The sequence below is a fragment of the Paracoccus methylovorus genome (assembly GCF_016919705.1).
Taxonomy (GTDB): Bacteria; Pseudomonadota; Alphaproteobacteria; order Rhodobacterales; family Rhodobacteraceae; genus Paracoccus; species Paracoccus methylovorus.
Genome location: NZ_CP070368.1, coordinates 1,798,550 through 1,824,148, shown reverse-complemented (window position 1 = coordinate 1,824,148; position 25,599 = coordinate 1,798,550). Strand labels below are relative to the sequence as shown.

24 protein-coding genes are annotated in these 25,599 nt (G+C 62.7%); 16 read left to right on the top strand and 8 right to left on the bottom strand.

All coding sequences use genetic code 11. The features are described 5' to 3' along the window. Window positions 1–5 precede the first annotated feature (5 nt). The 5 genes from JWJ88_RS09095 to JWJ88_RS09075 all read right to left on the bottom strand — a co-directional run bounded on the left by JWJ88_RS09095 (window position 6) and on the right by JWJ88_RS09075 (window position 6,627). Window positions 6–938 carry a BKACE family enzyme gene (locus JWJ88_RS09095; RefSeq protein ID WP_205293790.1) on the bottom strand — a complete coding sequence of 311 codons (933 nt, stop codon included), beginning with the start codon at window positions 936–938 and terminating at the stop codon, window positions 6–8. A gap of 3 nt (window positions 939–941) precedes the next feature. Next, a complete protein-coding gene (locus tag JWJ88_RS09090) occupies window positions 942–1,889 on the bottom strand; it encodes a 3-hydroxyacyl-CoA dehydrogenase (RefSeq protein ID WP_205293789.1) in 948 nt (315 codons plus the stop codon). A gap of 11 nt (window positions 1,890–1,900) precedes the next feature. After that, entirely contained in the window at window positions 1,901–4,393 is a 2,493-nt protein-coding gene (locus tag JWJ88_RS09085; protein ID WP_240200141.1) for a branched-chain amino acid ABC transporter ATP-binding protein/permease, read from the bottom strand. 16 nt (window positions 4,394–4,409) lie between these two features. Beyond that, window positions 4,410–5,285, bottom strand: coding sequence for a branched-chain amino acid ABC transporter permease (locus JWJ88_RS09080; protein ID WP_205293787.1), 876 nt, complete (start codon window positions 5,283–5,285; stop codon window positions 4,410–4,412). Between the two features lie 97 nt (window positions 5,286–5,382). After that, window positions 5,383–6,627: an ABC transporter substrate-binding protein gene (locus JWJ88_RS09075; protein WP_205293786.1), complete on the bottom strand. Its 1,245-nt coding sequence runs from the start codon at window positions 6,625–6,627 to the stop codon at window positions 5,383–5,385. Window positions 6,628–6,754: 127 nt separating this feature from the next. Here JWJ88_RS09075 and JWJ88_RS09070 point away from each other — a divergent pair, with 127 nt between their 5' ends. Beyond that, on the top strand, window positions 6,755–7,453 hold the full coding sequence (locus tag JWJ88_RS09070; protein WP_205293785.1) for a GntR family transcriptional regulator: 699 nt from the start codon (window positions 6,755–6,757) through the stop codon (window positions 7,451–7,453). Continuing rightward, a complete protein-coding gene (locus tag JWJ88_RS09065; RefSeq protein WP_205293784.1) occupies window positions 7,454–8,221 on the top strand; it encodes an SDR family oxidoreductase in 768 nt (255 codons plus the stop codon). 66 nt (window positions 8,222–8,287) lie between these two features. On the opposite strand, the gene JWJ88_RS09060 is transcribed toward JWJ88_RS09065, so the two are convergent. Both JWJ88_RS09060 and JWJ88_RS09055 read right to left on the bottom strand, forming a co-directional pair. After that, a complete protein-coding gene (locus tag JWJ88_RS09060) occupies window positions 8,288–9,607 on the bottom strand; it encodes an NAD(P)/FAD-dependent oxidoreductase (protein ID WP_205293783.1) in 1,320 nt (439 codons plus the stop codon). Then, window positions 9,579–9,887, bottom strand: coding sequence for a dihydrodipicolinate synthase family protein (locus JWJ88_RS09055; RefSeq protein ID WP_205293782.1), 309 nt, complete (start codon window positions 9,885–9,887; stop codon window positions 9,579–9,581). The genes JWJ88_RS09060 and JWJ88_RS09055 overlap by 29 nt, the downstream gene beginning before the upstream one ends. On the opposite strand from JWJ88_RS09055, the gene JWJ88_RS09050 reads away from it, so the two are divergent. The 11 genes from JWJ88_RS09050 to JWJ88_RS09000 all read left to right on the top strand — a co-directional run bounded on the left by JWJ88_RS09050 (window position 9,886) and on the right by JWJ88_RS09000 (window position 21,848). Further along, window positions 9,886–10,476: an alpha-hydroxy acid oxidase gene (locus JWJ88_RS09050; RefSeq protein WP_205293781.1), complete on the top strand. Its 591-nt coding sequence runs from the start codon at window positions 9,886–9,888 to the stop codon at window positions 10,474–10,476. The two genes, JWJ88_RS09055 and JWJ88_RS09050, sit on opposite strands and share 2 nt — an antisense overlap. Before the next feature lie 228 nt (window positions 10,477–10,704). Next, the gene (locus JWJ88_RS09045) at window positions 10,705–11,013 is read left to right on the top strand and encodes a hypothetical protein (RefSeq protein WP_205293780.1); all 309 of its coding nucleotides are present in this window, start codon (window positions 10,705–10,707) and stop codon (window positions 11,011–11,013) included. 77 nt (window positions 11,014–11,090) lie between these two features. Further along, entirely contained in the window at window positions 11,091–11,873 is a 783-nt protein-coding gene (locus JWJ88_RS09040) for a hypothetical protein (RefSeq protein ID WP_205293779.1), read from the top strand. Window positions 11,874–12,005: 132 nt separating this feature from the next. Further along, complete coding sequence (locus JWJ88_RS09035; RefSeq protein ID WP_205293778.1) at window positions 12,006–12,236, top strand: hypothetical protein; 231 nt, start codon at window positions 12,006–12,008, stop codon at window positions 12,234–12,236. A 66-nt stretch (window positions 12,237–12,302) separates the two neighbouring features. Then, window positions 12,303–13,562, top strand: a complete 1,260-nt coding sequence (locus tag JWJ88_RS09030; RefSeq protein ID WP_205293777.1) for a hypothetical protein — start codon at window positions 12,303–12,305, stop codon at window positions 13,560–13,562. 11 nt (window positions 13,563–13,573) lie between these two features. Beyond that, window positions 13,574–16,129 carry a molybdopterin-dependent oxidoreductase gene (locus JWJ88_RS09025; RefSeq protein ID WP_205293776.1) on the top strand — a complete coding sequence of 852 codons (2,556 nt, stop codon included), beginning with the start codon at window positions 13,574–13,576 and terminating at the stop codon, window positions 16,127–16,129. Window positions 16,130–16,146: 17 nt separating this feature from the next. Beyond that, complete coding sequence (locus JWJ88_RS09020; protein WP_205293775.1) at window positions 16,147–16,818, top strand: 4Fe-4S dicluster domain-containing protein; 672 nt, start codon at window positions 16,147–16,149, stop codon at window positions 16,816–16,818. 8 nt (window positions 16,819–16,826) lie between these two features. Next, complete coding sequence (locus JWJ88_RS09015; RefSeq protein WP_205293774.1) at window positions 16,827–17,597, top strand: TorD/DmsD family molecular chaperone; 771 nt, start codon at window positions 16,827–16,829, stop codon at window positions 17,595–17,597. Window positions 17,598–17,614: 17 nt separating this feature from the next. Beyond that, on the top strand, window positions 17,615–18,604 hold the full coding sequence (locus JWJ88_RS09010; protein ID WP_205293773.1) for an indolepyruvate ferredoxin oxidoreductase subunit alpha: 990 nt from the start codon (window positions 17,615–17,617) through the stop codon (window positions 18,602–18,604). Continuing rightward, entirely contained in the window at window positions 18,604–20,496 is a 1,893-nt protein-coding gene (locus JWJ88_RS09005; RefSeq protein WP_205293772.1) for a sensor histidine kinase, read from the top strand. The genes JWJ88_RS09010 and JWJ88_RS09005 overlap by 1 nt, the downstream gene beginning before the upstream one ends. Beyond that, window positions 20,493–21,848: a sigma-54-dependent transcriptional regulator gene (locus JWJ88_RS09000; protein ID WP_205293771.1), complete on the top strand. Its 1,356-nt coding sequence runs from the start codon at window positions 20,493–20,495 to the stop codon at window positions 21,846–21,848. The genes JWJ88_RS09005 and JWJ88_RS09000 overlap by 4 nt, the downstream gene beginning before the upstream one ends. 86 nt (window positions 21,849–21,934) lie before the next feature. On the opposite strand, the gene JWJ88_RS08995 is transcribed toward JWJ88_RS09000, so the two are convergent. Then, the gene (locus tag JWJ88_RS08995; protein ID WP_205293770.1) at window positions 21,935–24,133 is read right to left on the bottom strand and encodes a heavy metal translocating P-type ATPase; all 2,199 of its coding nucleotides are present in this window, start codon (window positions 24,131–24,133) and stop codon (window positions 21,935–21,937) included. 85 nt (window positions 24,134–24,218) lie between these two features. Here JWJ88_RS08995 and JWJ88_RS08990 point away from each other — a divergent pair, with 85 nt between their 5' ends. The 3 genes from JWJ88_RS08990 to moaD all read left to right on the top strand — a co-directional run bounded on the left by JWJ88_RS08990 (window position 24,219) and on the right by moaD (window position 25,598). Continuing rightward, window positions 24,219–24,659, top strand: a complete 441-nt coding sequence (locus tag JWJ88_RS08990; protein WP_205293769.1) for a MerR family transcriptional regulator — start codon at window positions 24,219–24,221, stop codon at window positions 24,657–24,659. Window positions 24,660–24,727: 68 nt separating this feature from the next. Next, window positions 24,728–25,357, top strand: coding sequence for a CDP-diacylglycerol--glycerol-3-phosphate 3-phosphatidyltransferase (gene pgsA, locus JWJ88_RS08985; RefSeq protein ID WP_205293768.1), 630 nt, complete (start codon window positions 24,728–24,730; stop codon window positions 25,355–25,357). Then, the gene (moaD, locus tag JWJ88_RS08980; RefSeq protein WP_205293767.1) at window positions 25,347–25,598 is read left to right on the top strand and encodes a molybdopterin converting factor subunit 1; all 252 of its coding nucleotides are present in this window, start codon (window positions 25,347–25,349) and stop codon (window positions 25,596–25,598) included. Before pgsA ends, moaD begins: the two co-directional genes overlap by 11 nt. The last annotated feature ends 1 nt before the right edge of the window (window position 25,599 follow it).

Below are 25,599 nucleotides of genomic sequence, written 5' to 3'. Positions count from 1 at the left end.
TGCCTTCAGATGTTGACCCGGTCGGCGCCTTTCAGCGCCAGGAGTTCGCGCGCCTCATCCGGGGTCGCGACCGCAAGGCCCAACCCTTCGATGATCTGGCGCGCGGCGCGGACCTGCTGGGCGTTGCTTTCCGCCAGCCGTCCCTTGCCGGCCCACAGGTTGTCCTCAAGCCCGACACGGACATGACCGCCCATCGCCGCGGCCATTGCCGCGATATTCAACTGGTTGCGTCCGGCACCAAGCACGGACCAGCGGTAATTGTCGCCGAAAAGCCGATCCGCGGTGCGCTTCATGTGCAGCACGTCGTCGGGATGGGCGCCGATACCACCCATCAGGCCGAACACCGTCTGGATGAACAGCGGGCCCTTGACGAGGCCGTTGTCGAAGAAATGCTTGAGATTATAAAGATGCGAGGTGTCGTAGCATTCGAACTCGAACCGGGTGCCGTTCGCGCCAAGCGTCGTCATGATCTCTTCCACATCGCCAAAGGTGTTGCGGAAGATGATGCTTTTGTTGCCCAGATAGTCGCGTTCCCACTGGTGCTTCAGTTGCGCCTCATAGCGGTTGAGCATGGGGAACAGGCCGAAGTTCATGGTGCCCATGTTCAGCGAGGCAAGCTCGGGCTGATAATGTTTCGCGGGTTGGATGCGTTCGGCCACGGACATGGTCGGCGCGCCGCCGGTGGTGATGTTGATGACGGCGTTCGAAGCCTGCTTGATGACCCCAAGGAAGGGCCGGAAAGCCTCGATGCTCTGGTCGGGGCGACCGTCGGTTTCGTCGCGCGCATGCAGGTGGACGACCGCCGCCCCCGCCTCGATCGCGCCGACGGCCGCATCGGCGATTTCCGAGGCAGAGACCGGCAGATGTTCGGACATCGACGGGGTGTGGATCGCGCCGGTCACGGCGCAGGTGATGATGACTTTACCCTGAAGGTTCATGGTTCACTCCTGATTGTTCTGGGCGGCGCGCGACGAAAGATGCTGTGCCAGCGCGGCAAGTTCGCTGTCGCGCCAGTCCTGACGGGCGCGAACGGTGTCGGGGGTCGAAATCGCGCTGAACGCCGCACCTACGGCTTGGGCGGCAGTGGGCGTGAACGCCTCGTCCCGCGCCGAGGTTTCGGCCAGGCCCGCCATCATCGGGCCATAGCGACCAAGATAATCGACGGCGCCGCCGGGTGCGTTGAGGTTGATCGTTTCCATCGGCCCCATGAAAGCCCAGCGACGGCCAAGACCGTGCCGGATCGTGTCGTCGAGGCCCTGCACATCGACATAGCCCTGTTCGATCAGGCGCAGGCTTTCCGCCAGCACAACGGCCTGAAGGCGGTTCAGGATGAACCCGTCGATCTCGCGCTTCAGCATGACCGGGACCTGCCCAGCCTGCGCATAGATCTGGCGGGCACGCTGGGTCACCTCGGGCGCGGTGAAGGGGGCGGGCGAAATCTCGACCACCGGCACAAGATGGGGCGGATTGACGGGATGACCGACAAGACAGCGCGAGGCGCCGGGCAACCCTTCGGCAAAGCTGGAGGCCAACAGTGCCGAAGAGCTGGAGGCCAGGATCGTTTGCGCCCCCGCGATCGCATCCAGACGCGCGAAAAGTTCGCGCTTGATCGACAGGACTTCCGGGCCGCTTTCCTGCACAAGGATCGCACCGTCCAGCGCCTGTTCCAGCGTGGCGACGCCCTTGATGTTTGCGGCGGTGGCGCGGGGGTCGGCGCCGGCCTGTCCAAAGGGTTCTGTCTGCGCGATCATGGCCGCGATATCGGCGTCAAGGTTGTCCAGCACCGTCTGGTTCATGTCCCAGACGCGAACCTGGAATCCCGCCCGGGCAAAAACAAAGGCCCAGGCGCGACCGATCAGCCCTGCGCCGACGATGGCAATATGCGACATTTCCAGCTTCCTCACATCCACAGCATTTCGCGACGCAATTCGATATCTTCGGCGATGCGGCGGGATTCGATTTCATGCAGCACGCGGCCGCGCTCCAGAACGATGGTGCGGTCCGAAAGCGACAGCGCCAGATCTAGGTTGTGGTCAACGATGACGATCGACAGACGATCTCTCAGCTTGTCGAAAGTGCGGAACAACTGCTCTACGATGGCCGGCGCCAGACCCTCGAAAGGTTCGTCCAGCAAAAGCACGCGGATGTCGCCCGACAGCGCGCGGGCCACGGCGGCCATTTGCTGTTCGCCGCCCGACAGGCTGTCGGCGGGGGTGTCCAGCCGCTCGCGCAGGCGCGGGAAATATTCCAGCAGTTCGTCCAGCGACCAATGCGTGCCCTCGCCGGTCTGGCGACGGATACGGCCGAGTTCCAGGTTTTCGCGCACGGTCATGCCGGCGAACAGCCCGCGCCCCTGCGGCACATAGCCGATCCCCAGCCGCGCGATCTGCGCGCTGGTGTTGCCCGCAAGCTCGTGGTTCATCAGCTGCACCGAGCCCGAGGACGGGGGAACGATGCCGGTAATCGCCTTCAGGACCGAGGATTTTCCCGCCCCGTTGCGACCCAACAGCGCCAGGATCTCGCCCTTGTGCAGGTCGAAGGTGACGTCCTGCAGAATATGGCTTTTGCCATAGTGCAGGTTCACCTTGTCCAGCGCGAGGATCTGTTCATCCACGAACTGCCCTTGCCGCGCCGAGGCCGCAACCTCGCTGGTGCCCGACCCGATATAGATGTCGCGCACCTGCTTGGAGTTTTTCGCATCCTCGACGGTGCCATCGACCAGCACCTTGCCGTCGGCCATGACGGTGACATGATCCGCCAGTTCAAACACCCGGTCGATGTCGTGTTCGACCAGCAGAACCGGCACGTGGCGCGAGACATCCTTGATCAGCAGGCCCACGCGCTCACGCTCGGCCACCGAAAGACCGGCAAGCGGTTCGTCCGCCAAAAGGATGCGCGGCTCGGTTGCCAGTGCAAGGCCTAGGTCCAGCAACCGCTGCCCGCCATAGGACAGCGAACCCGCGCGCGCTTCCTCCATCCCGGACAGGCCGACCCATTTCACCATCTCGTCGACCTTCGCACGGACCTCGGGCACGTTTTCGGTGCTTTGCAGCATCGAGGTCTTGCTGGAATGGCGGGCCTGCACGGCAAGGCGGACGTTCTCGCGCACGGTCAGGTCGGGAAACAGGTTGGTGATCTGGAACGACCGGCCCAACCCAAGGTTCGAGATCCTGTCGGCCGATTGCCCCGAGATGTCCTGACCCAGCAGCGAAACCTTGCCGCCGCTGGTCGGGATAATCCCCGACAGAAGGTTGAAGGCCGTGGTCTTGCCCGCCCCGTTGGGACCCAGAAGCGCATGCAGCGTCTGGTCCTTGACGCGAAGGGACACGCCGTCGACCGCCTTCAACGCGGCGAAGTTCTTGGAAATGCTATCCGCGACCAGCACATCCCCGCCACCGCCATCGCGCGAGGTGATCGCCGAGGGCAAGGGGTGCTTTTCCGTTTTGCGGTCGGCCATCGCGGCGCCGGTGACCTTTTCGGGCACCAGCGCCCGGCGGATCTGCCCGCCGATGCCGATCAGGCCCTGCCGTGCGAAGATCACGAAGCCCACGAAGATCAGGCCGAACCAGAACAGCCAGTTCTCGGTATACATCGACAGGTATTCGCGGAAGAGGATATAGAACAGCGCCCCCAGCAGCGGTCCGAAAAAGTTGCGCATCCCGCCGATGACGACCATCGCCAGAAGCTCGCCCGAAAAGATGATCGACATCGGCTCGGCCGAGGTCATGCGGTTTTTGTAAAGCAGCAGCGCGCCTGCGAGGCCGGTGATTGCCGCCGAAAGCACGAAAGCCTTCAGCTTGTAGGTTTGCACTTCGTATCCAAGTGCCCGGGTGCGTCCCTCGTTCTCGCGGATCGAGACGAGAACCGAACCAAATGGCGAATGCAGCACGCGCATCAGCACCGCGATAACGGCGAATGCCAGGATTGCGACGAAGACGTAGAAGTTCAGGTTGTTGTCCAGAATGCGCGCGCGCTCGATCCCGCCAAGGCCGTTTTCGCCGCCCGTCACCTCGGTCCAGCGGAAGGCAAGCTGAAAGCCCATTGCGGACAGTGCCAGCGTCATCAGCGAGAAATAGACGCCGCGCCGGCGCAGGACCAGAAAGCCGATGCAAGCAGCCACCAGCGCAGTTGCGACGACGGCGGCGAGGATTGCGATGGTCATGCTGGCATTGCTGAACCGCAGCGCGGTCAGACCCGCGACATAGGCCGCGAAGCCGAACCAGACCCCATGCCCGAAAGAGACAAGGCCGGTATAGCCGATCAGGATGTTAAGCCCCATCGCGGCAAGTGCATAGATCACCACCTCGACGGCCGAGTTCGCGCCCAATCCCAGCATTTGCAACAGGATAGGCAGCAGGATCAGGCTTGCCGCCACGATCACCAGATTTTTCATGGAGTGCATCTGATACCTATTCAAAGCGAGTGATGCGTTCGCCAAGCAGGCCACGCGGGCGCAGCAGCAGAACGACGAACATCAGCAGGTAAATTGCCAGCATCGAGTATTGCGACAGGCCAAGGCCGATCATCGCGCCCTTGACCAGACCGACCAGCAGCGCCGCAATGACCACGCCCCAGAACGAACCGAGGCCGCCGATGACCACGACGACGAAGGCGGCGGTTCCGACCTCGACCCCCATCATCGGATGGATGGGCTGCAGCGGTGCCATCAGGACGCCTGCAATGGCGGCGATGGCGATGGCGATGGCGACGACTGCCGACAGATAGGGCCGCAAGGAAATCCCAAGGGTGCCGAGGATGTCGGGGTTCTGGATGCCTGCCCGCACGATCCGGCCAAAGGCGGTGCGGTTCAGCAGCACCCAGACGGCCGAGACGACGACGACGGCCACCGCGATCAGAAACATCCGGTAGCGCGAATACACGAAGTCGCCCATGAAAACCTGCCCGCGCAGTTCGGTCGGCATCGAGTAGGCCCGAGGCGTTGCGCCGAAATACCAGCGCAGGCTCTGTTCGATGATCATGGCGATGCCAAAGGTCAGCAGCAGCGAATAAAGTGGGTCCTCGCGGTAAAACCTCGTGAACAGGAACCGCTCCATCAGGATGGCCAGCACGGCTGCGATCAGCGGGCCGACGATCAGCGCCCCGAAGAACCCGATGTGGGGCGTCAGAACCAGCGCAAGATATGCGCCAAGCGTGAAGAACGCGCCATGCGCCAGGTTAACGATGCCGCCAAGCGAAAAGATCAGGGACAGGCCAAGCGCGATGAGCATGTAATAGAACCCATCAAGCAGCCCGTTCAGCAACTGCGAGAGAAAAACCAGAACCATGAGGCGTCCTCGAGTCCATGCAAAGTGATGGGGGCGCAGCAGAGGCTGCGCGCCCTTGGGGACTGTATGGGACGCACCGATCGGCGCGTCCGTCAGGTCACGAGAATGAGCAGGCGCCGCCGACTGCGCCCTTGATCAGCTCTTCCAGCGGGATATCGCCGGCGGGCAGGGCGGCAGAGGTCTTGAAGATGTCCCACTCGTTCGTCACCTCGGACGGATCGAGTGCGGTGACCGCGTAAACCTCTTGCAACAACTGGTGGGTTGCGGGATCGAAGCGACCCTTGCGTTCCTTCAGAATGTCGAATTCGGTGGTGGGGTCTTCCAGATATGCGACCAGAGCGTCGGTGTCGGTGCCGCCTGTCTTTGCAATCGCCTCGGCAGCGATCCGGACAGCGATATAATCGCTGTAGGCTTGGTTTTCCGCGGGCTTGCCGTATTTGTCCATGAACGCCTTGGCGAAGGCCTGCGAACCCTCGGTCTGGACCTGATGCGTCCAGACGCAGGGCCAGGTTCCCTTGAAGTCCTGCGCGCCGGTCGCCCATGCGATGGAGCTGTTGTAATCGAAACCGCCAAGGGGAATGTCCAGACCGAATTCGCCATATTGCTTGAGGAAGCTGGCGTTCGACGTGCCCGCCAGGTTGACGACGATCAGATCCGGCTTAGCGCTGCGGATGGTCAGCAGATGGGACGAAAAATCGGTGGCGTCGGTCGGGATCAATTCGTCCCCAGCGACCTCGCCGCCATGACGCTCAAGGAACGCAAGCGCCCCTTTGCGCAGGTCGTGACCAAATGCATAGTCCGAGCTGAGGAGGAACCAGCGCTTGCCCTTCACCAGATCGTTCTGAAGGAAATACTGCCCCTCGGCGTTCACATACATCACGTTCTGCGCTTCGGTGTGGAACATTGTCCGCTTGCAGTCGCTGCCGCGCAGCGTGTCCGAGTTTGCGCCGGTATTGATGAAGATCTTGTTCGCGCGGGCCGTGACCTGTGCAATCGACAGCGCCGAGGCGGACGAGATCTCGCCCAGAATCAGGGCCAGATCCTTGCGTTCGACAAGCCGCTCGGCCTTGGTGGTGGCGGTCTGCGGATTGACCGAATCCTCCTTGATTACCTGAAGGGGCCGACCGTCGATGCCTCCGGCTGCGTTAATTTCCTCCACGGCCAGATCGACCGCCATGACAGCATATTCGCCCATCGGCCCCAGAAAACCGGTGCGTGGCGTCAGGTGTCCGAACACGATCGGATCATTGGCCGCGCGCAGCAGCGCGGGCATTGCCAAGGTTGCGAAACCCGCGGCTGCACCCGTTCTCAGCAACTGACGGCGACCTATCAACTTTGTCATTCCCATTCCTCCCTTGAGTGCGCGGAGCAGTCTGCCCTCCTCGGTGCCTTGACTTTCGCGCTGATTCAGTGTGATCTCAGATCATACTGGAGCTGAAAACGCGACCTGTCAACGGGCTGGAAAATTAATGAGCGATCTCTTAACCCCTCATGCACCGTTAAAAGCGGCGTCCCTGACCGGGCAAGTCTATGATGCGATTGCCGAAATGCTGCTGGATGGGACATTGAAACCCGACAGCCGCACTTCGATCCGGGAACTGGGCGATCATCTGGGCGTGTCGACCATGCCCGTGCGCGAAGCGATCGGGCGCCTGATCGCGCAGGGGGCGCTGGCGATCCAGCGCAACAAGGCGGTGATCGTCCCCCACATGACCGAGGAGGACTTTCGCGACCTGACCCGCACCCGCGTGCTTCTGGAATCAGAGGCCACCCGTCTGGCCGTCGACAACATGACCGACGAAACGGCGGGAAAAATCACCCGTCTGCACGAGGAATTCGGAAGTGCGCTGGCGTCCGAGCAACGGGCCAATGCCCTGATCCTGAACAGGAAGCTGCACTTCACCCTGTACGACGCGGCGCAATCCCGCAGTCTTCGCCAACTGATCGGGATGGCTTGGCTGCGCGCGGGTCCGATGATCTCGCTCGACCTTGGCGGCCACAACTCGTTCGAGCGCGCCAGCCATTCGGTCGAATCGCATACCCTTCTTGTCGATGCGCTGCAAACCCGTGATCGCGAGGCTGCGGCAGACGCCATCCGAACCGACATCACCACCGCGTCAGGCATCATCCTTGAACACCTGCCAGCATTTCAACAAGAGAGACCCTGAATGGACCTGCAGCTCAAGCGCCAGCGCGCTATCGTTACGGCCGGTGCGGCCGGGATCGGCCGTGCCATAGTCGATGCCATGTTGGATGCGGGCATGACCGTGGCCACCTGCGACATCGACGAAAACGCGCTGGCAACCCTACCGGACACCGTGCTGCGCAAGCGCGTCGATGTCTCGGATGAACGCGCGCTTACCGCATTCACGGATTGGGCAATCGCCGAACTGGGCGGGCTTGATTGCCTTGTGAACAATGCCGGTATCGCAGGTCCGACGGCGCGCATCGAAGATATCGAGACGACCGATTGGCGCAAGACGCTGGATATCGTGCTGACCAGCCAGTTCCTGACCGTTTCCCGGTCGGTCGCGGCGCTGCGGGAAAGCGTAAATCCGTCGATTACGAATATGTCCTCGATTGCAGGCCGGGTCGGCTTTGCCCTGCGCACGCCTTATGCCGCTGCGAAATGGGGGGTCATCGGGCTGACGAAATCCCTTGCGATCGAGTTAGGCGAGTCCGGCATTCGCGTGAACGCGATCTTGCCGGGGCTTGTCGCGGGCGACCGTCAGCGTCGCGTGCTGGAGGCCAAGGCGCAGCAGCGCGGCCAAAGCTTTGCCGAGGTCGAGGCCGAGGCGTTCCGCTATACCTCGATCAAGGAATATGTCCCGTCCGAGGCGATTGCCGCCCAAATACTGTATCTCGCGTCACCGCTGGGGCGGTTTGTGTCGGGACAGGCAATCTCGGTATGCGGCGATACCCGGATGCTGGCGTAAGGTGGATGGAACAGGATTTCGGATCGCAGCCATAGTCCTCTGTTTGCGTATCCGGGATCGCTGTCCTTAGGTCAGGGCTTTTCGAAGCCTTGACCAGGCAATCGTTGCATGCACGCCGATAGGCCAAAATGCGTGAAAGCGGATCGAACTTAGCGCAGTAGGCGGGATGGGCAGCTCGGCGGACGCAATCTTGCCCGCCAAGCACGAGGCGAGTGGTTCCCCCATTGCGGTGGCCAATGCGACACCCCGGCCATTGTAGCCGTAAATCGCAAGCAGCCCATCGCCAAGATCGTGAAAATGCGGAAGATGGTCTGTTGTTATCGCGACGCGTCCGTTCCATGCGGTCTGCCAGCCGACATCCGCCAACCCCGGCCAAAGCCGCCGCGCGTCATCCGCGATGTGTCCCAGCCGTTCGGGTGACGCCACCGGCCGCATCGGGCCGCGTCCACCGAGGATCGGGCGGTTGCGCGCATCAACGCGATAATAGACCGTAACCAACCCTGATTCATAAAGAACCTGACGGCCGGGCATGATCTGCGCGGCAAGTGCATCAGGCAGGGGCGGCGTGGCGAGAACCGAACTGAAGACAGGCACCATCGCCCGCTTCAACCCCGGCACCAGCCCGTCCGCATAGCCGTTGCAGCAGATCAGGACCCGGTCAGCGATCACCGCGCCCGTGTTGGTCGTGATTCGCCAGCGGCCTTGGTCGCGGCCAAGAGAAATCGCGCGGCTGTCGCCGTGGATCCTGGCGCCTGCGGCATGCGCTGCGCCGGCCAAGCCATGGCACAGGCGCAGCGGGTCCAGATCACCTCCGCGCTTGTCCAGAAAGCCGCCGTGATAGCGGCCATGCCCGGTCAGCCGTGTCATGGCGTCCGCCTCGACCCATTCGACAGGCATTCCATGGGCAGCCATATCCTGCTGGCTGGCCCTGACCGCTGCGACATCTGCAGCCCGTGCCGCTGCCCGCAGGGTTCCGTTCAGCCGCAGATCGCAGTCGATGCCCAGCCGTCCGATAAGGTCCGCTGTCCGCTGGACGGTGGACCAGCCGAACTCGACCAGTCGGTTCCCGGCTTCGGTCCCGAACTTTCCGATGATCTGGGAAGGGTCGTATTTCAGCCCCGGATTAAGCTGCCCGCCATTGCGCCCCGAGGCGCCCCAGCCCGGCTGATACGCTTCAAGCAGGACCACGTCCTGTCCCGCCTCGACCAGATGCAGCGCCGTGGAAAGTCCGGTGAGGCCACCGCCAATTACGGCAATACGTGCCCGCAGCTCTGTCGAAAGTGCGGGCCAGCGGAACTGGTTTGCGGCGTCCTGAGCATAGATCGAGCTGCGGGCGGTTTCATCCATGGCGGTATGGTCAGGCGGGTTGCGGCAGCGGGTGACCATCGGCGCGCAGATCGGTCAGCACTTGGGCGATATGGCTGCAAAGCCCGGCCGAGACCGGGGCGATGGGCAAGCGGGAATTGCCGGTTTCCATGCCGAGTTGCCGCAACGCCTCGCGTGCGGGGCCGGGGTTCTCTTCGGCAAAAATTGCGTCCATCAGCGGAATCATCTGACGCTGAACGGCAAGCGCACCGGCAAAATCGCCTGCTTCGGCCAGGCTTTGCACCCGAACCCAGGCTTGCGGCATCTGAGCCGTTGCACCTTTACCAAGGGTCTGACTCATGGGGCGTTCCCTTCTGGCGGACGGGTTGCCGCGCTTTGCCCATTATCCCCCCGCTGCGCGAGCCTCGATCCTTGGACGCAAAGGGGCCACGATGCGTCATCAGCCGGGCCTGTCTTGGGATCATACCCGCGCGGTCAGGGATTGCTGGCCTGGACGGATGCTGCTGAAGGGTATTCTTTCCCCGCAGGATGCGGTCATCGCACGGGACATGGGGGTGGATGGTGTCGTCGTTCCCAGCCATGGCATGCGTAATTTCGACAGCACGATCTCTCCGGTCGAGATCCTTCCCCTGATCCGTGCGGCAGTCGGCCCGGACTATACTTTGCTGGCCGACAGCGGCGTCCAGCGCGGCAGCGATATCCTGAAACTGCTTCTTGCGGGGGCGGATGCGGTGATGCTTGGCCGGGCGATGCTTTACGCATTGGCCGCCGCGGGCACCGAAGGTGCTGTGCGCATGGTCGAGCTGCTGTCGGTGGAGCTTTCCGATTGCCGCCTGATTCTCGGCGCACAGGCAATCGCATGCCGTTCCGTCCCCAAATCCGCTCCTGTCAGCTTAGGGTTTGGGCGGGTGTGGCGAAATATCACATGACAGCTCTTCGGGATCGTCCCTGCCATCATGTCAGACGCAATCCCCAATATTTCAACGTGCCGATCCTGCAGGCCCGGACCAAGCCGACAAAATGGCGGGGATTCAAAGGCCAAATTTAGACTTATCCATAAGAAATTATTAGATAAATTCTGCGCCCCTGCTATCTGTCCCCTAAGAGGCCCGCCGTCGCCAACCTGACATGCGGGTCCAGTCTTAGAGGATCGAACCATGCGCTCAGCAACTCTCGCCCTTGCAGTTTCAACCAGCTTGGTCGTGTTCGGCGGCCTTGTCGGTCGTGCAGAGTCAGAGCCGTTTTTCACCGCTGGCACGACGCCATGGGAACGCCCGGCCGCTGCGCCGGTGATCACCGAAATGCAGAAAACCGCGGAATGGTATGGGTCCGCCCTTACCGGCGTTGAGCAGCCCTATCCGGCAAGCCTGCGGTTTCTGGAAGATCAGGGCGCTTGGTTCACCCCCTTCATTTGGCCCGGGATGACCGGACCTTACGACATCCGTCATTGGCATGACGGGCAGTAATCCCGGCCTGCGGGGCTGGGTGAAAAATGGGTCAGGGGCAAGTCCCGCTGGCCCGGACACGAAAAAGGAGAAAATGGATGAATAAATCGATGAAGCGTGGCTTGGCCGTAATTATCTGCGCCGGTGCCTTCGCGTCGGTCGCGTCCGCAGATTCCATGTCCGGCATGGGTGGTATGTCCGGCATGGACGGTATGAGCGGTATGTCGGGGATGGCCGGTAACGGCGGCGGCTGGACCTGCGCTCAATACACTTGGATGGGCGCTGGCCAGACGGGGATGAGCGGCATGTCCGGCATGGGTGGCATGTCGGGTATGGGTGGCATGTCGGGTATGGGTGGCATGTCTGGCATGGGCGGTATCTCCGGTATGGGTGGCATGTCCGGTATGGGCGGTATGTCCGGTATGGATGGCATGTCGGGTATGGATGGCATGTCGGGTATGGGCGGTATGTCCGGTATGGGCGGCATGTCGGGTATGGATGGCATGTCGGGTATGGGCGGTATGTCCGGTATGGGCGGTATGTCTGGCATGGGTGGCATGTCGGGTATGGGCGGTATGTCCGGTATGGGCGGCATGTCGGGTATGGATGGCATGTCCGGTATGGGCGGTATGTCTGGCATGGGTGGCATGTCGGGTATGGGCGGTATGTCCGGTATGGACGGAATGTCTGGCATGGGCGGCATGTCGGGTATGAGTGGCATGTCGGGTATGGCTGGGAACAGTTCTGGCTGGGCCTGCACCCAATACGTCTGGAATGCAGCCGGTCAGACTGGGATGAGCGGCATGTCGGGCATGGGCGGTATGTCTGGCATGGGTGGGATGTCCGGTATGTCGGGCGATTGGACCCCGCCGAAAGAGTAACTGTCACCAGTCCCCCGGGGGCGGCGTTCGCTGCCCCCGCGTTTTTCACCTGAAACCGGCCTGGTTGAAATGAACAGAAAACTACTTGGCGTTGTTGTCGTCTTGGCTGCCGTGGCGGCTGGGATCTATTTCATGATGCCCCCCAAAAGCCCAATCGCGGGCAATCCTACCGTCATCTCCGAGACCGACGTGCCTTCGGGATCAGTTAATCCAGAAGAAACCGTGGTGAACATTGAGGGGGCAGGCGGCACGGAAGATCCGGTCCGTATCGAGGGGCAGAACCTGACGCCTTCACCCGACTGCGTTCGCTATGACTGGAACGGCACAGCATGGGTCTGCACGGCCCGGTCTGCGGGTCGGTAAACGTCAAAACCCAAATTCAGGAACGTCACTTCTTCGTTCCTAATCATCACCTCAAGGGACTGTGCCATGCGCAAGTCAATAAACCTTCTTGGCATTCTGGCTGGGCTGGGTTTCGGCGCCCTCAGCTTTCTCGCAATATACAGCCTTGGTGTGCTGGCTTATCGCGACTCCGCAATGCCGGTATTGGCGCTGGTGTCCGTTTCGGACGCCGACCCTGAAACGGAAACCACTGCTGCGGCCCTCGCAGCCGAAGAAGAACCCGAGATCGCCAAGGCGAATACAATCGATCCAGCGGAAGGAAATGACGACGGGACCTCGGCGGCGGAAACCGTTGTTCTTGCCAAGGCTGAAACCGATCCGGAGCCCGTAGCGGAAACCGACCCGGAAACCGAGGCGGAACCTGACACCGAAACCGATGAAGTCGACGGTCCCTATGCGGATCTCGACGACGATGCGGTGATCGAGATCGAGCCCGTTCCATACCCGGAAGACGTAACCTATCACGACGCCCCCGAGCCGACTGCGGACGAGATTGCCGAAATCACGGCAAAGGTGGCGGCGATCGAGGCGAAACTGCCTGCGCTGGATTACGAAGCCGCAAGGCACGACCCGATCCATTATCCGCCGCTGATCGAGACAGCGTCGAGCGCGGAATGCCTGGCCTGCCACAAGGAAATCGCGACCCATGAGCCGCGCAAGACCTCACTCGCCGGAGTTGAGGCACAGCAAAGCCTTGCCTGGTATCAGACGCTGGACACCTATTCCGGGCCGCAGGCCGATTTTCACTGGCGTCATCTTGAAAGCGATTATGCCAAAGAGGTCATGAAGCTCGAGTGCAATTTTTGCCACAAAGGCAACGATTTGCGTGAAGAAAGCCCGGACATGATGCCGACGCGCGCGGCCTTTTCGGCGCTGGTCACCCCGGAATTCACCCTGCGCAAGATGGTGAACCCGTCCGAGACCTGCCTGATGTGCCACGGTTCTTATCCGGCCGAGATCATGGATATGGAGGGCGACTGGCACGAATTGAAGGTCGATCTGGAATACGCAGAGGCGCCGAACGGCTGCCTGTCCTGTCATGCCGAGACCTATCGCACCGAACGGCACAATGTGAATTACCTGAACGCCGCAGCCATCGAGGAAATCGCCCGCAACGGCACTTCGGACAGTTGCTACGGCTGCCACGGGGGGCGGGCCTGGTACCGGACCTCTTATCCTTACGCCCGCCATCCGTGGCCGGACATGGATGACAGCGAGATTCCGCAATGGGCTGTCGACCGCCCGACGGAATCGAAACCGGAACATCAGCTTTCCTCCGCGCCATGAAAGAAACAGCCATGACCAAGCATTTCGATTTCAACCGGCTGGCCAATCTTCTGACCCCCTCGCGTCGCGGTTTTCTCAAAGGCGCGGCAGCCACCACGGCGACGGCTCTTGTTGGCGGCAAGGCGGCTCCGGCCCGTGCCTTTGCCTATGAGCCATATCCGCGCGACGACGATCTTACCACGGTCGTCACCTCCTGCGCGCATAACTGCGGCAGCCGTCACATGCTGGTGGCGCACAAGAAGGGCGATGTGATCGTCCGGCTTTCCACCGACAACGGATCGTATCAGGGTGATGCCTACGGCACCGATACCGAGGAAAAGCCGCAATTGCGCGCCTGCCTGCGCGGGCGCAGCTATCGGTTGCGGCTATATTCGCCCGAACGGCTGCTTTACCCGATGAAACGGGTCGGCGCGCGCGGAGAGGCGAAGTTCAAGCGGATAAGCTGGGAGCAGGCCCTTACCGAAATTTCCGAACGGATGGTCCATCTGCGTGAAACCTATGGGCCGACCGCGCTTCTGGATCAAAGCTATGCCGGCGCTTCTTACGGCGTCCTGCACAAATCCGACCAGATCGAGGGCCTTCTGGGTCGCTTCATGGGTATGTTCGGCTGCCGGACCAACAGTTGGTCGGTGCCCAGCTATCAGGGTACGACCTCGTCCTCGCGCTGGACCTTCGGCACCATTCAGGATGGCAACGAAGATGACGCGTTTGCCCATTCCAAGCTGATCATCATGTGGGGCTGGAACCCGGCCTATACCTTCCATGGCGGCAATACGTTCTATTACATGCGCCTGGCCAAGCAGCGCGGATGCAAGTTCGTCCTGATCGACCCGCAATATACCGACAGCGCCTCGGCCTATGATGCGTGGTGGATTCCCATCAGGCCGAATACCGATGCCGCGATGCTGGCGGGCATGGCCTATCACATATTCGCCACCAACCGGCACGATCAGGCGTTCATCGACCGCTTCGTGCAGGGCATGGATCCGGGCACCATGCCTGAATGGGCCAAGGGTCAGGAAAGCTTTCGCGAATATATCGAGGGCACCTCGGACGGCATTGCGAAAACCCCGGAATGGGCCAGCGAGATTTGCGGCGTGCCGGCCGAAAACATCATCAAGCTGGCCGAGATGTATGCCGACACCAAGCCCGCCGCCCTGAAGGCAAGCTGGGCCCCCGGTCGCGCCGCCTATGGCGAACAATACAACCGCATGGCTGCGGCGGTTCAGGCCATGACCGGCAATATCGGCATTCTTGGCGGATGCGCCGAGGGCGTGGGCAAGGGGTGGCATGCCGAATCCATCGCCTATCCCTACGATGCCAACTCGAATATCTGGTATGCCTCGATCAAGTCCGACCGTTGGGCCCATATCGTGCTGAACTATCCTAACGTCAGCCGGGAAGAGGCGGGGCTATGGCCGCGTTCGGACAATCTGGACGGGGTCATACCGAATATCCGGGGGATTTTCTGGCAGGGCTCGGACTGGCTCAACCAGTTGACGAACATCAACAAGGAAATCGAGGCGATCCGCAAGCTCGACAGCTATGGCGAGGGCGAAAGCCTGCTGGTCTGCATGGACAGCACGATCACACCTACCGGGATCTGGGCCGACTACCTGCTGCCTATCGCCACTCATTTCGAACGCCATGACGTGGCGCTGCCTTGGTATAAGGGGCATTACTATATCCACCGGCCCAAGGTGATCGAACCGCTGGGGGAATCGAAGACCGACTTTCAGGTCTTTACCGAACTGGCCTATCGGCTGGGTTTTGGCCCGGCATACAACCCCCGCGCCAGCCGCGACTATTTCCACGACCCCGACGCTGTGGACGAGGCGTATCTGGTGGCGTGGTGGGAAAAGGTCCAGAGCCATCAGGGCGTCACCTGGAGCTGGGAAGAGTTCAAAAAACGCGGCGTTTACAAGTTCGTCCTGCCAGAGCCGCATGTCGCCTTCCGCGACCAGATCGAGAAGGGCGTTCCCTTTGAAACCCCCTCGGGCAAGATCGAGATATTCTCGACCACGCTTGCACAGGTGCAGGACTGGACCCGAACGCAATGGGGCTATCACATCCCCGCGATCCCGAAATGGATCGAACCTTGGGAAAGCCTGAACCACGAAAAGGCCAAGGAATACCCGTTCCACATGATCACGCCGCATCCGCGCTGGCGGACGCACTCGATCTTCAACAACATTCCGTGGCTGCGGGAAACCTTCAGCCAGGAAACCACGATGAACACCGCCGATGCAAAACGGCTTGGCATCGTTACCGGCGACACGATCGAACTATGGAACGAGCGCGGCAAGGTCGTGACCCCGGTCCATGTGACGGAACGTTGCATGCCCGGCGTCGTGGTTTTGTTCGAAGGCTCCTGGATGGATCTTGATGAAAACGGCGTCGACCGTTCGGGGAACCCCGACTTTCTGACGCTCGACAACCCGTCGCCCGCCGGGGCCTTTGCCTACAACACGATTCTGGTGGACGTGCGGAAATCCGAACTTGCGCACCGGCCTGGCTGGGACCAGTTGGCGACCGCGCGCAGCCATGTCTTCCGCCGCGACTATTGACAGGAGAGGATCTTCTCATGGCAACCAATCCTGATCTCGACAAGGGCAAGCTCAAGGCCAGCGTTCTGAAGAAAAAGCGCGAGGTCTATGTGCCGGTCGTGCCGGAACAGCAGTTTGCTTTCATCCACAACAATGTGGATTGCATCGGCTGCCGGGCCTGTGAAATCGCCTGCAAGGACAAGAACGGCCTTGATGCGGGGCCTCGGTTCCGCCGGGTCCAGTATATCGAGGGCGGCACCTATCCCGAGGTCTTTGCCTTCAAGATCAACATGTCGTGCAACCATTGCGCGGAACCGGCCTGCATCCCCTCGTGTCCTACCGGCGCCATCTACAAGCGCAAGGATAACGGGGTGGTGGATATCGACAGCACCCTCTGCATCGGGTGCCGCAAATGCGAGGCGGCCTGTCCCTATGGGGCGCCGCAGTTCAATGTCGAGCTGAATATTGTCCAGAAGTGCAACATGTGCATCGACGAGCTTGAGGTCGGGCGCAAACCCTATTGCGTTTCGGCCTGCATGATGCGCGTGCTTGACGTCGGCCCGCTGGATCAGATCGACGCCGGAACCTTCGACACGAAAGCGGTCGGCCCCAGCGAAAGTCTGGTGCGGCAGGTCAGGTCCATGGCTGATCCCGAATTGACCAACCCGTCGATCCGCTTTGTGCCGCATTCCAAGGGGCGGGTTGAGTGATGGCAGACATGACCACTGCAACCCCGATCGCTCTTGCCTCCGAGGAGGCATGGCGCTTTGCGCTATGGGCCGAGGTGCTGGCACCGCTGATCCGGTTGCATGACCGGGAACCGGATCAGCCGCTGATCGACGCCCTGCTTGATGCCGATTTCCCTGCGGTGATCGGCGTGCTGACCGAGGGGCGCGAGGATGCTTCCGTCACGCTAAGCTTTGCCCGGGTGCTTTCCGGGTTGCCGCGGCCCGTGCCCGAGGCGGTGCTTGACGAACTGGCCACCGATTACACCGATGCCTATCTGACCCATGGCTTTCGCGCGGCACCCACCGGATCGGTCTGGATGACCGAGGATCATCTGGAACGACAGGAGCCCATGTTCGCGGTTCGTGATTTCTATGCCCATTACGGGCTGTCCGTGCCGGACTGGCGGTTGCGGTCGGAGGATCACATCGTTCACGAGCTGCAATTCGTCACCCATCTTCTTGGGGTGGGGACCCTGACGGCGTTGCAGGACGCGGCTTTCTTCCTTGACCATCACCTCTTGCCTTGGGTGCCGGATTATTGCGTGAAGATCGCTGCCAATGCCCGCCACCCGTTCCTTGCGGGGGTGGCATTGGTAACGCGGACCCTGCTGCTCGCGTTGCGTGACGATGTGGCCCGCGCAACCGGGATCGCGCCGGATATCCTGCCCCATGCCTGGACGACGGAAGGCGCGCGCGCGGCGCGGCAGGCCGAGGCTGACGAGGACCGGCCCTTCGTTCCCGGTCTTGCTGCAAGCTGGTGATCGCAGAAAGCCGGGCCGTGGCCATTCCCCAGATCGACGCTGAATTATGCGTGTTGTCGCGGTTTGACGTCTCGACCTGCTCGGCCTGCGTCGAGGCCTGCCCAAGCAAGGCCCTGACGACTGGAGAGGATGGTCTGGAACTGGATGCCGCTGCCTGTTCCGGCTGCGGGGGTTGTGGTGCCGCCTGTCCCAGCGGGGCTGTCACGCTTGACGGTGCCGAGTGTCCCGAGCCTTTGTCACGACCGGGGGCCGAGGGGTGGCTTGCCTGTTCCCGTCATGCGCAGGGCAAGGGCGGCGATGCGCTTTGCCTTCAGGCTTTGGGTCTTGCGGCATTGACGCGCCTTTGGTTGCAGGGGTTGCGGCGGATCACCTGCCTTACCGGCGACTGCGCCGCATGTCCCGATGGCGCGGGGCTGTCCGTTCACCGCCATGTTGCTGCGCTGAATGCCCTGCTGGCGTCGCGCAAACTGCCGGGGCTGCTGCTTGAACGGGCCGGGGAACCACCCCGCCGCACAACGCGGATAGGCCCCGGTACTGCGACCGATGCCGGTCGCCGCAGGCTTTTCGGCCTTTCCGCCTTGCCCATGGGGGCGGCGAGTGCACCGCCGCTGGCCCGGCTGCAATCGCTGTCCTGTGGGCCAGATACGCTTTACGTCAACGTCCCCTTGATAGATCCGGGCCGCTGCACCGGTTGTGACGCCTGTATTTCGCTGTGTCCGACCGCAAGCTTGAGCCGTGTCAAGTCGGGGGACGGCGAAATGCAGTATGTTGTCGACCCGGCCACCTGTAACGACTGCGGGCTATGTTGTGATTTATGCGGCGAAAATGCGATCCGGCTTGGTCATCTGTCTGCCGCGCCCCAGCCAGTGGCGCTGGTCGGTTTTCGCTGCAGGGGCTGCGGCGTGAACGTGCATGTTCCTGCCCTTGGCCCTTATGCGGCGCACGGAATTTGCCCCGTCTGCGACCGCACCGGCCATCACAAACGGCTGTTTCAGGTTCTTGAGTGATGGCAGGGCAGGTTTCCACGACGATGACCGGCATATCCCGAAGGGTCGGCGGCCTTCAGCGGCGGATGGTCGGCACGCTGGCCATGGTGCTTTTGATCCTGTCGCTGATCTTTCTGGTTGTGCTTTCGGGCCTTTACCGGACGCGGATCACAGCCGAACAGGAGCGAGCGGCGATCCAGCTTTCGGCGCTTTTCCATGCCACGCTGGAAAATGCGATGCTCAAGCGCGACCTGCCTGGACTTGCCGCGATCATCTCGGCTCTGGGGCACGAGCCCGACATAAGTGCTGTTCGCGTATTGAACCCCGAGCTTGAGGTCCGCTTTGCCTCGCCGCCCGCATTGGCCAGCGAAGTTCTGGATACCGAACAGATTCGCCGCGCGCTTGCCGACCGCATACCCTCGGCCAAAGCGCTGCCTGACCAGCCCGACATCCTGCGGGCGATCAGGCCCGTTCCCAACCGCGCGGCCTGCCAATCCTGTCACGGCCCTGTCGAAGAGCATCCCGTCAACGGCATTCTCGTCATCGACTTTGCCAAAGGCGAGCTTCAGGCGGAATCGCGTAAAACCGCCGTGGTTCTTGCATTTGCAGGGCTTGCCGTCACCCTTGCCAGCCTTGCCGCAAGCTGGTGGGTGCTGCGACGCACCGTCATCAACCCCGTCGCCCGGATCGAGGCCGGAACCCGCGCCCTTGCCGAAGGCCATCTGGACCACAGGCTGCCGGTTACGGGGCAGGACGAGATCGCGACGCTTTCCGCAGGCTTCAACCGGATGGCAGCCCGACTGCAAGAGGCGATGGGCCGGCTGGATGCCGCGGGGCAAACACTGCAATCGGTGATCGACGCGATCCCGGATGGCATTCGCGTCATTGGGCCGGACTATCGCGTCCTGATGGCCAATGCGGCCTATGTAGCGCAATCGGGGCTTTCTCATGCAGGTGTCATCGGGCAGCCTTGCTACAAGCTTTCCCATCAACGTAGTTCCCCGTGCCCTGATACGCTGGTGATTTGCCCGGTGGCCGAGGCGGCAAACGGGCGGTTGCCACTGAATTGCCGGCAGATCCATAAGGCACCGGGGGGCGAGGAACGGCATGTAGAACTTGCTGCCGCGACGCTTGTGCTGGTGCGGGAAGGCGGCAGCACCGCCTGCGTCGTCGAGGCGATCCGTGATCTTGACCAGCAGGCCCGGCTTAGTCAGGAACAAAGGCTTTCTGAAATCGGTCTGCTGGCTGCCGGACTGGCCCATGAAATCCACAACCCGCTGTCCTCGATCTCGTTGCTGGTCGATGCCGCGCAGAGCGATCTGGGCGCGGGCGACAATCCCGGAGCCGCCGGGCGGCTGAGGATGATCGGCGAAGAAATGCGCCGGACGCTGACCCTGACCAACAGCCTGATGCTGCTGAGCATGCCGCCTTCTGAAGAGCCGATCCTGGTCGAGATCGACCGGATCGTGCCCGAGGCGCTGGCGATCCTGTCCTTTCAGGCCAGGCAGGCGGGCGCGAAGGAGGTCGTCGATATCCAGCCGGGCCTGCGGTTCCTTGGCTCGGAAAGCGATCTGCGGATGCTGGTGACGAACCTTGTGCTGAACGCGTTCCATGCCATGCTTGACGGCGGCACTGTCCATATCACGGCCCGATCCGACGGCAGGGACGTCGTGCTTGTCATTGCCGACGAAGGTATTGGTATCGCGCCGTCGGATCTTACGCGCATCTTCCTGCCGTTCTGGACCCGCCGGGCCGATGGCACGTCCGGTCGCGGCCTTGGCCTTGCCATCGTGCAAAGCATCATCACGCGCTGGAACGGAAGCGTCGCGGTGGAAAGCACGCTTGGCCAAGGCACGGTGTTTACGATCCGCTTTCCCGATCCAGATGCACGCCAGGAAGAAGGCTCGCGATGACACAGTTACCCGACAGACGCCGCATTCTGGTGATCGAGGATGATCAGACCCTAAACCGGCTTCTGGTCGAACAGCTTGGCCGTCTGGGGTATGAGGCGCTTGGTGCGCTTTCCCGTGCCGTAGCGCTGGAAACTCTTGGTTATTTCAGGCCCGATCTTGCTATTCTTGATCTGCGCCTGCCCGACAGCGATGGAATGAGCTTTCTGCCTGAACTGCGCGAATACTGCCCCGCCATCGTGTTGACCGCGGTGGGCACGATTGATCAGGCCGTGCAGGCGGTCAGGGCCGGCGCGCTGGATTTCCTTGTAAAGCCCGCCACGTCGCAGACGCTGGAGCTGGCGCTGCGCCGGGTTTTCGATGCGGCCGACCTGCGCCGCGATCTGGCCTTCTGGCAAAGCCGCGCCTTGGCCGGGAAAAACCAGCCTGTCGGCGGAAGCTCCCCCCAGATCCTAGAGGTGCAGCGCCTGATTTCGCTTTTTGCCGGGGCCGAAACGCCGGTTCTGGTTCTTGGTGCGGCGGGGGCGGGCAAGGAACGCGTGGCGCTGGCGCTGCACAGCCTGTCGCCGCGTTCGAACGGCCGCTTCGTTTCCGCGGATTGCGAAGGAGGACTGGATGCCGAGGAAATCTTTGGTCTGGTCCGCCCCGAAGGAAAGGGAGTGGCGCGGACCGAAGGGCTGCTGGCCGCAGGGGACAGCGGCACGATCTATCTTTCAGGCATCGACCGGCTAAGTCTGGATTTGCAGGTCAGGCTGTTGCGGGTGATCGAAAGCGGCTCTTACCGGCCGGTGGGCACGACCACCCAACTGCCATGCAGGGCGCGTTTCATCCTTGGCAGCGCCCTTTCGCCGGAAGAGATCGCAAAGGCCGGGCCGCAACGCTCCGAACTGCTGTTTCGGATGCTGGCCTTTACCATCCGCCTGCCGTCTCTTGCCGAAAGGCCCGAGGACATCCTGCTGCTGGCACAGGAGATCCTGGAAAACCGCAGCTTTCAGCGCAATACGCCGAAACATTTCTCGGATGCTGCGAAAAAGGCGATGCTTGCCCATAGCTGGCCCGGCAACCTTCGGGAACTGTCCAATGCGATCGAACGCTCGCTGATCCTTTCTGCCGGCGCCGACGGGATCGAGCCCGCGCATCTGGGTCTGGATACCGGGGCGGTCGCCGTCAAGGACGGGCAGGTGGTGCTGCGTTTCCCACAAGCCCCCACGCTGGAGAGCCTGCGCGATGCATATCTGCGCCTGCTGCTGGAAACCACGGGCGGCAATCGTCGGGAAATGGCAGAAACACTGGGGATTTCCGAACGAAACCTCTATCGGCTCCTGCCCGGGATCACGAAGGGCGATGCGGACTGACCCAAGGATCACGCTTTGGCAAGCGGGGCAAACAGCCCCGCCTGTGTCCTTGACGGCATGATCGCACGGAAAGGCTGCTGCGCATGTCACCGGGCAGAGGCATTGGGGTCATGTCCCAGCAGGCGCAGCGCATTCAGCGTGACCAGCACCGTGGCCCCGGTATCGGCAAGGATCGCGATCCACAGGCCGGTGATCCCCAGCACCGAGGTCACCAGAAACACCGCCTTCAGCCCCAGCGCGATGGTGATGTTCTGCCGGATGTTGCCCATCGTGACGCGCGCCAGCCGGATGAGCGCCGGCACGTCGCCGACCCGGTTGCGCAGAATAGCCGCATCCGCGGTTTCCAGCGCGACATCCGTGCCCGATCCCATGGCGACGCCGACGCTTGCCTGCTTCAGCGCAGGGGCGTCGTTGATGCCGTCGCCGATCATCATCACGCCCCCCTTGGCGGCCATTTCGCGGATTGCGGCCAGCTTGTCTTCGGGCAGCATCCCGGCCCTGAAGTCGATTCCGAGCGTGCCGGCGATGGCCTGAGCGGTGCGGGGGTTATCGCCGGTCAGCATAAGGGGTGTCACGCCCATGGCTGTCAGTTGGCGCATGGCTTCGGCAGCGTCCGGGCGCGGCTCGTCGCGCATGGCGATCAGGCCAAGGGGCTGGCGTTCGTCAAGGACGGCCACCACCGTCATGCCCTTTGCCTCCAGTGCCACTGCCGCGGCCTCGTCGTGAAGCCCGCCCAGTGCGGCGGCATGGCGGGGTGAGGCGACCCAGACACGGGATTCGCCCAACACCGCCTCGACCCCCTTGCCGGGCAGGGCGCGGGCGTCGCGGGCAGGTAGAGGCGCAATACCCGCCTCGGCGGCGCGGCGCAGGATAGCCTGGGCCAGCGGATGGCTGGACCCGGCCTCGACCCCGGCCGCGGTGGCAAGCAGCCGGGCTTCGGTAACGTCGGGCACGGGCAGCAGGCAGGTCACGGCCGGCTGGCCATGGGTCAGCGTGCCGGTCTTGTCCAGCGCCACGTGGCGAACATTCGCCGCCGCCTCGATCACTGCGCCGCCCTTCATCAGCAGGCCGTGCCGCGCGCCCGATGACAGCGCCGAGGCGATCGAGGCAGGAACCGAGATCACCAGCGCGCAGGGACAGCCGATCAGCAGCAGGGCCAGCCCGCGATAGATCCACGTATCCCAGTCGGCGCCGAACCCCAGCGGTGGCACCAGCATGACCAGCGCGGCCCCCGCGACCACGGCGGGCATGTACCAGCGGCTGAAACGGTCGATGAAACGCTCGGTCGGGGCGCGAGCTTCTTCGGCTTCCTCGACCAGTCGGACGATGCGGGCGATGGTGTTGTCCGAGGGCTGCCGGGTCACGCGGATGCGCAGAGCGGCCTCGGTATTGATCGAGCCGGCAAAGACCGGCTCGCCCGGTCCCTTGCTTTGCGGCACGCTTTCGCCGGTCACGGGGCTTTCGTCGATGCCGCTGATGCCCTCGACGATATCGCCATCGGCGGGGATGCGGTCGCCGGGCCGGACCAGCACCGTCTGGCCGATCTCCAGCAGGCTGGCGGGGACTTCGCGGATGGTGCCGCCGTCATCCAGCAGCGCGGTTTTGGGCACTAGGTCAGCCAAGGCCCGGATGCCGTCGCGGGCCTTGCCGGCGGCGACGCCTTCCAGCACCTCGCCCACGGCGAACAGAAAGACCACCAAGGCCGCTTCTTGCGCCGCGCCGATGATAAGCGCGCCAAGTGCGGCAATGGTCATCAGCGCCTCGATGGTAAAGGGCTGGCCCATGCGCAGCGCGGCCCAGGCGCGTCTTGCGACCGGGACCACCCCGATCAGGCAGGCCGCGAGAAACGCCCAATAGCCCGCCTCGGCCGAGGTCAGCAGCTCAAACCCCCATGCCACCACCAGCAACGCGCCGGTCAGGATCACCAGCCGGCCCTTGCCCGACCGATACCAGCGTTCGTCATGTCTGGCGTCGCCATGGTGGTGGCGATGATCGTGGTCATGATTATGTGTGGCGGCGGATTGGGGGACCGCAGTATTCCCGGCGGATGGCTTTTGTCCCTTGGGCATGATGTCGTAGCCCAGCTTTCGGACGATGCCCTCGATCTCTTCGCTGGCGGTGGTGCCGGGTTTCAGCGTCAGCGACAGCCGCTCGGCCATCAGCGCGACGCTGACGTCGCCGACGCCGGGCAGCCGCTCGACGGCCCGCGTCACTTTGGCGCTGCAGGACGCGCAATCCATGCCCGTCACCGTCCATTCGTGCCGTTGCGCCTGTTCTGTGTTCATCACCCTTCTCCTGCCCTCGGCGGGCCTTGTCTTTGGTGATTCGGAACCTAATTCCTATAGCGACTAGAGCTTCAAGAGGTTTTTTATGTTCCCCATCGGCAAGCTGGCCAAGGCCACCGGCGTCAAGGTGCCGACGATTCGCTATTACGAACAGATCGGCCTGATGCCCGAGCCCGAACGCACGGCAGGCAACCAGCGGCTTTACGCGCAAAGCACGCTGGAACGGCTGGCATTTATCCGTCACGCCCGCGATCTGGGCTTTCCGCTGGAGGCGATCCGTGAACTTCTAAGCCTGTCGGATCGCCCGAACCAACCCTGCACTGCTGCCGACGATATCGCCCGGCGCCAGCTTGCCGAGATCCAGGCCCGGATCGCCCGCCTGACGGTGCTGCGCGACGAATTGCAGCGTATGCTGGATCATTGCGCCAGCGACACCATCGCGGAATGCCGGGTTATCGAGGTGCTCGGCAATCATGCGCTTTGCGCCCATGACCATGATGCGCAGGCGGCCGGTCAGGCGGTCTAGGGGCGTGCTTTGGCCGTTGGCTTCGGTCGCCCCTTCCCCCCGGCGCGCCGACGTCCTAGATTGACGCCATGCGCTGGACCTTGCCCAATCTCCTGACCGTTCTGCGACTTGCGGCCGCGCCGCTGGTTCCGCTGATGTTCTTTTTCCTCAGCCGGCCCTTTGCCGATTTCGCGGCTTTGGCGCTGTTCATGATTGCCGCGATAACCGATTGGTTCGACGGCTATCTGGCCCGCGCGTGGGGGCAGGAAAGCCGCTTTGGCGCCGCCATGGACCCGATCGCCGACAAGGCCATGGTCATCATCGCCGTGGTCGTCATCACCGGCTATTCCGGCATGAACCCGTGGCTGATCCTGCCTGCGACCGTGATCCTGTTCCGCGAGGTCTTCGTGTCCGGTCTGCGCGAATTCCTGGGCGATAAGGCAAGGCTGCTTCAGGTCACCAAACTGGCCAAGTGGAAGACCACGGCGCAGATGGTCGCCATCGCCGTGCTTTTCCTGGGCACCGGCCTGAACTATTATGAAACCGGCCGCCCGCCGCTGGTCGGCGAAACCAGCCTGCCCTGGTCCGACGACTGGTCGGATCTGGCGACGCAGGTCGGGTTGATTCTGATCTGGATCGCGGCGGTGCTGACGGCGATCACCGGCTGGGATTACTTCGCCAAGGCCCGGCCTTTCCTGAGGGATGACCATGGCGCTTGACGTGCTTTACTTTGCCTGGCTGCGCGAACGCATCGGCCAGCCGCGCGAGCGGATCGAGACCGAGGCCGCCACCGTGCGCGATCTGGTTGCGGAACTGGCCGGAATGGACGAATGGCATGCGCATGCGCTGTCGGATCTGTCGGCGGTGCGTGTCGCACTCGATCAGGAACTGGCCGATCTGGATGCGCCATTGGCCGGGGTGCGCGAGGTCGCGTTTTTCCCGCCCATGACCGGGGGCTGAG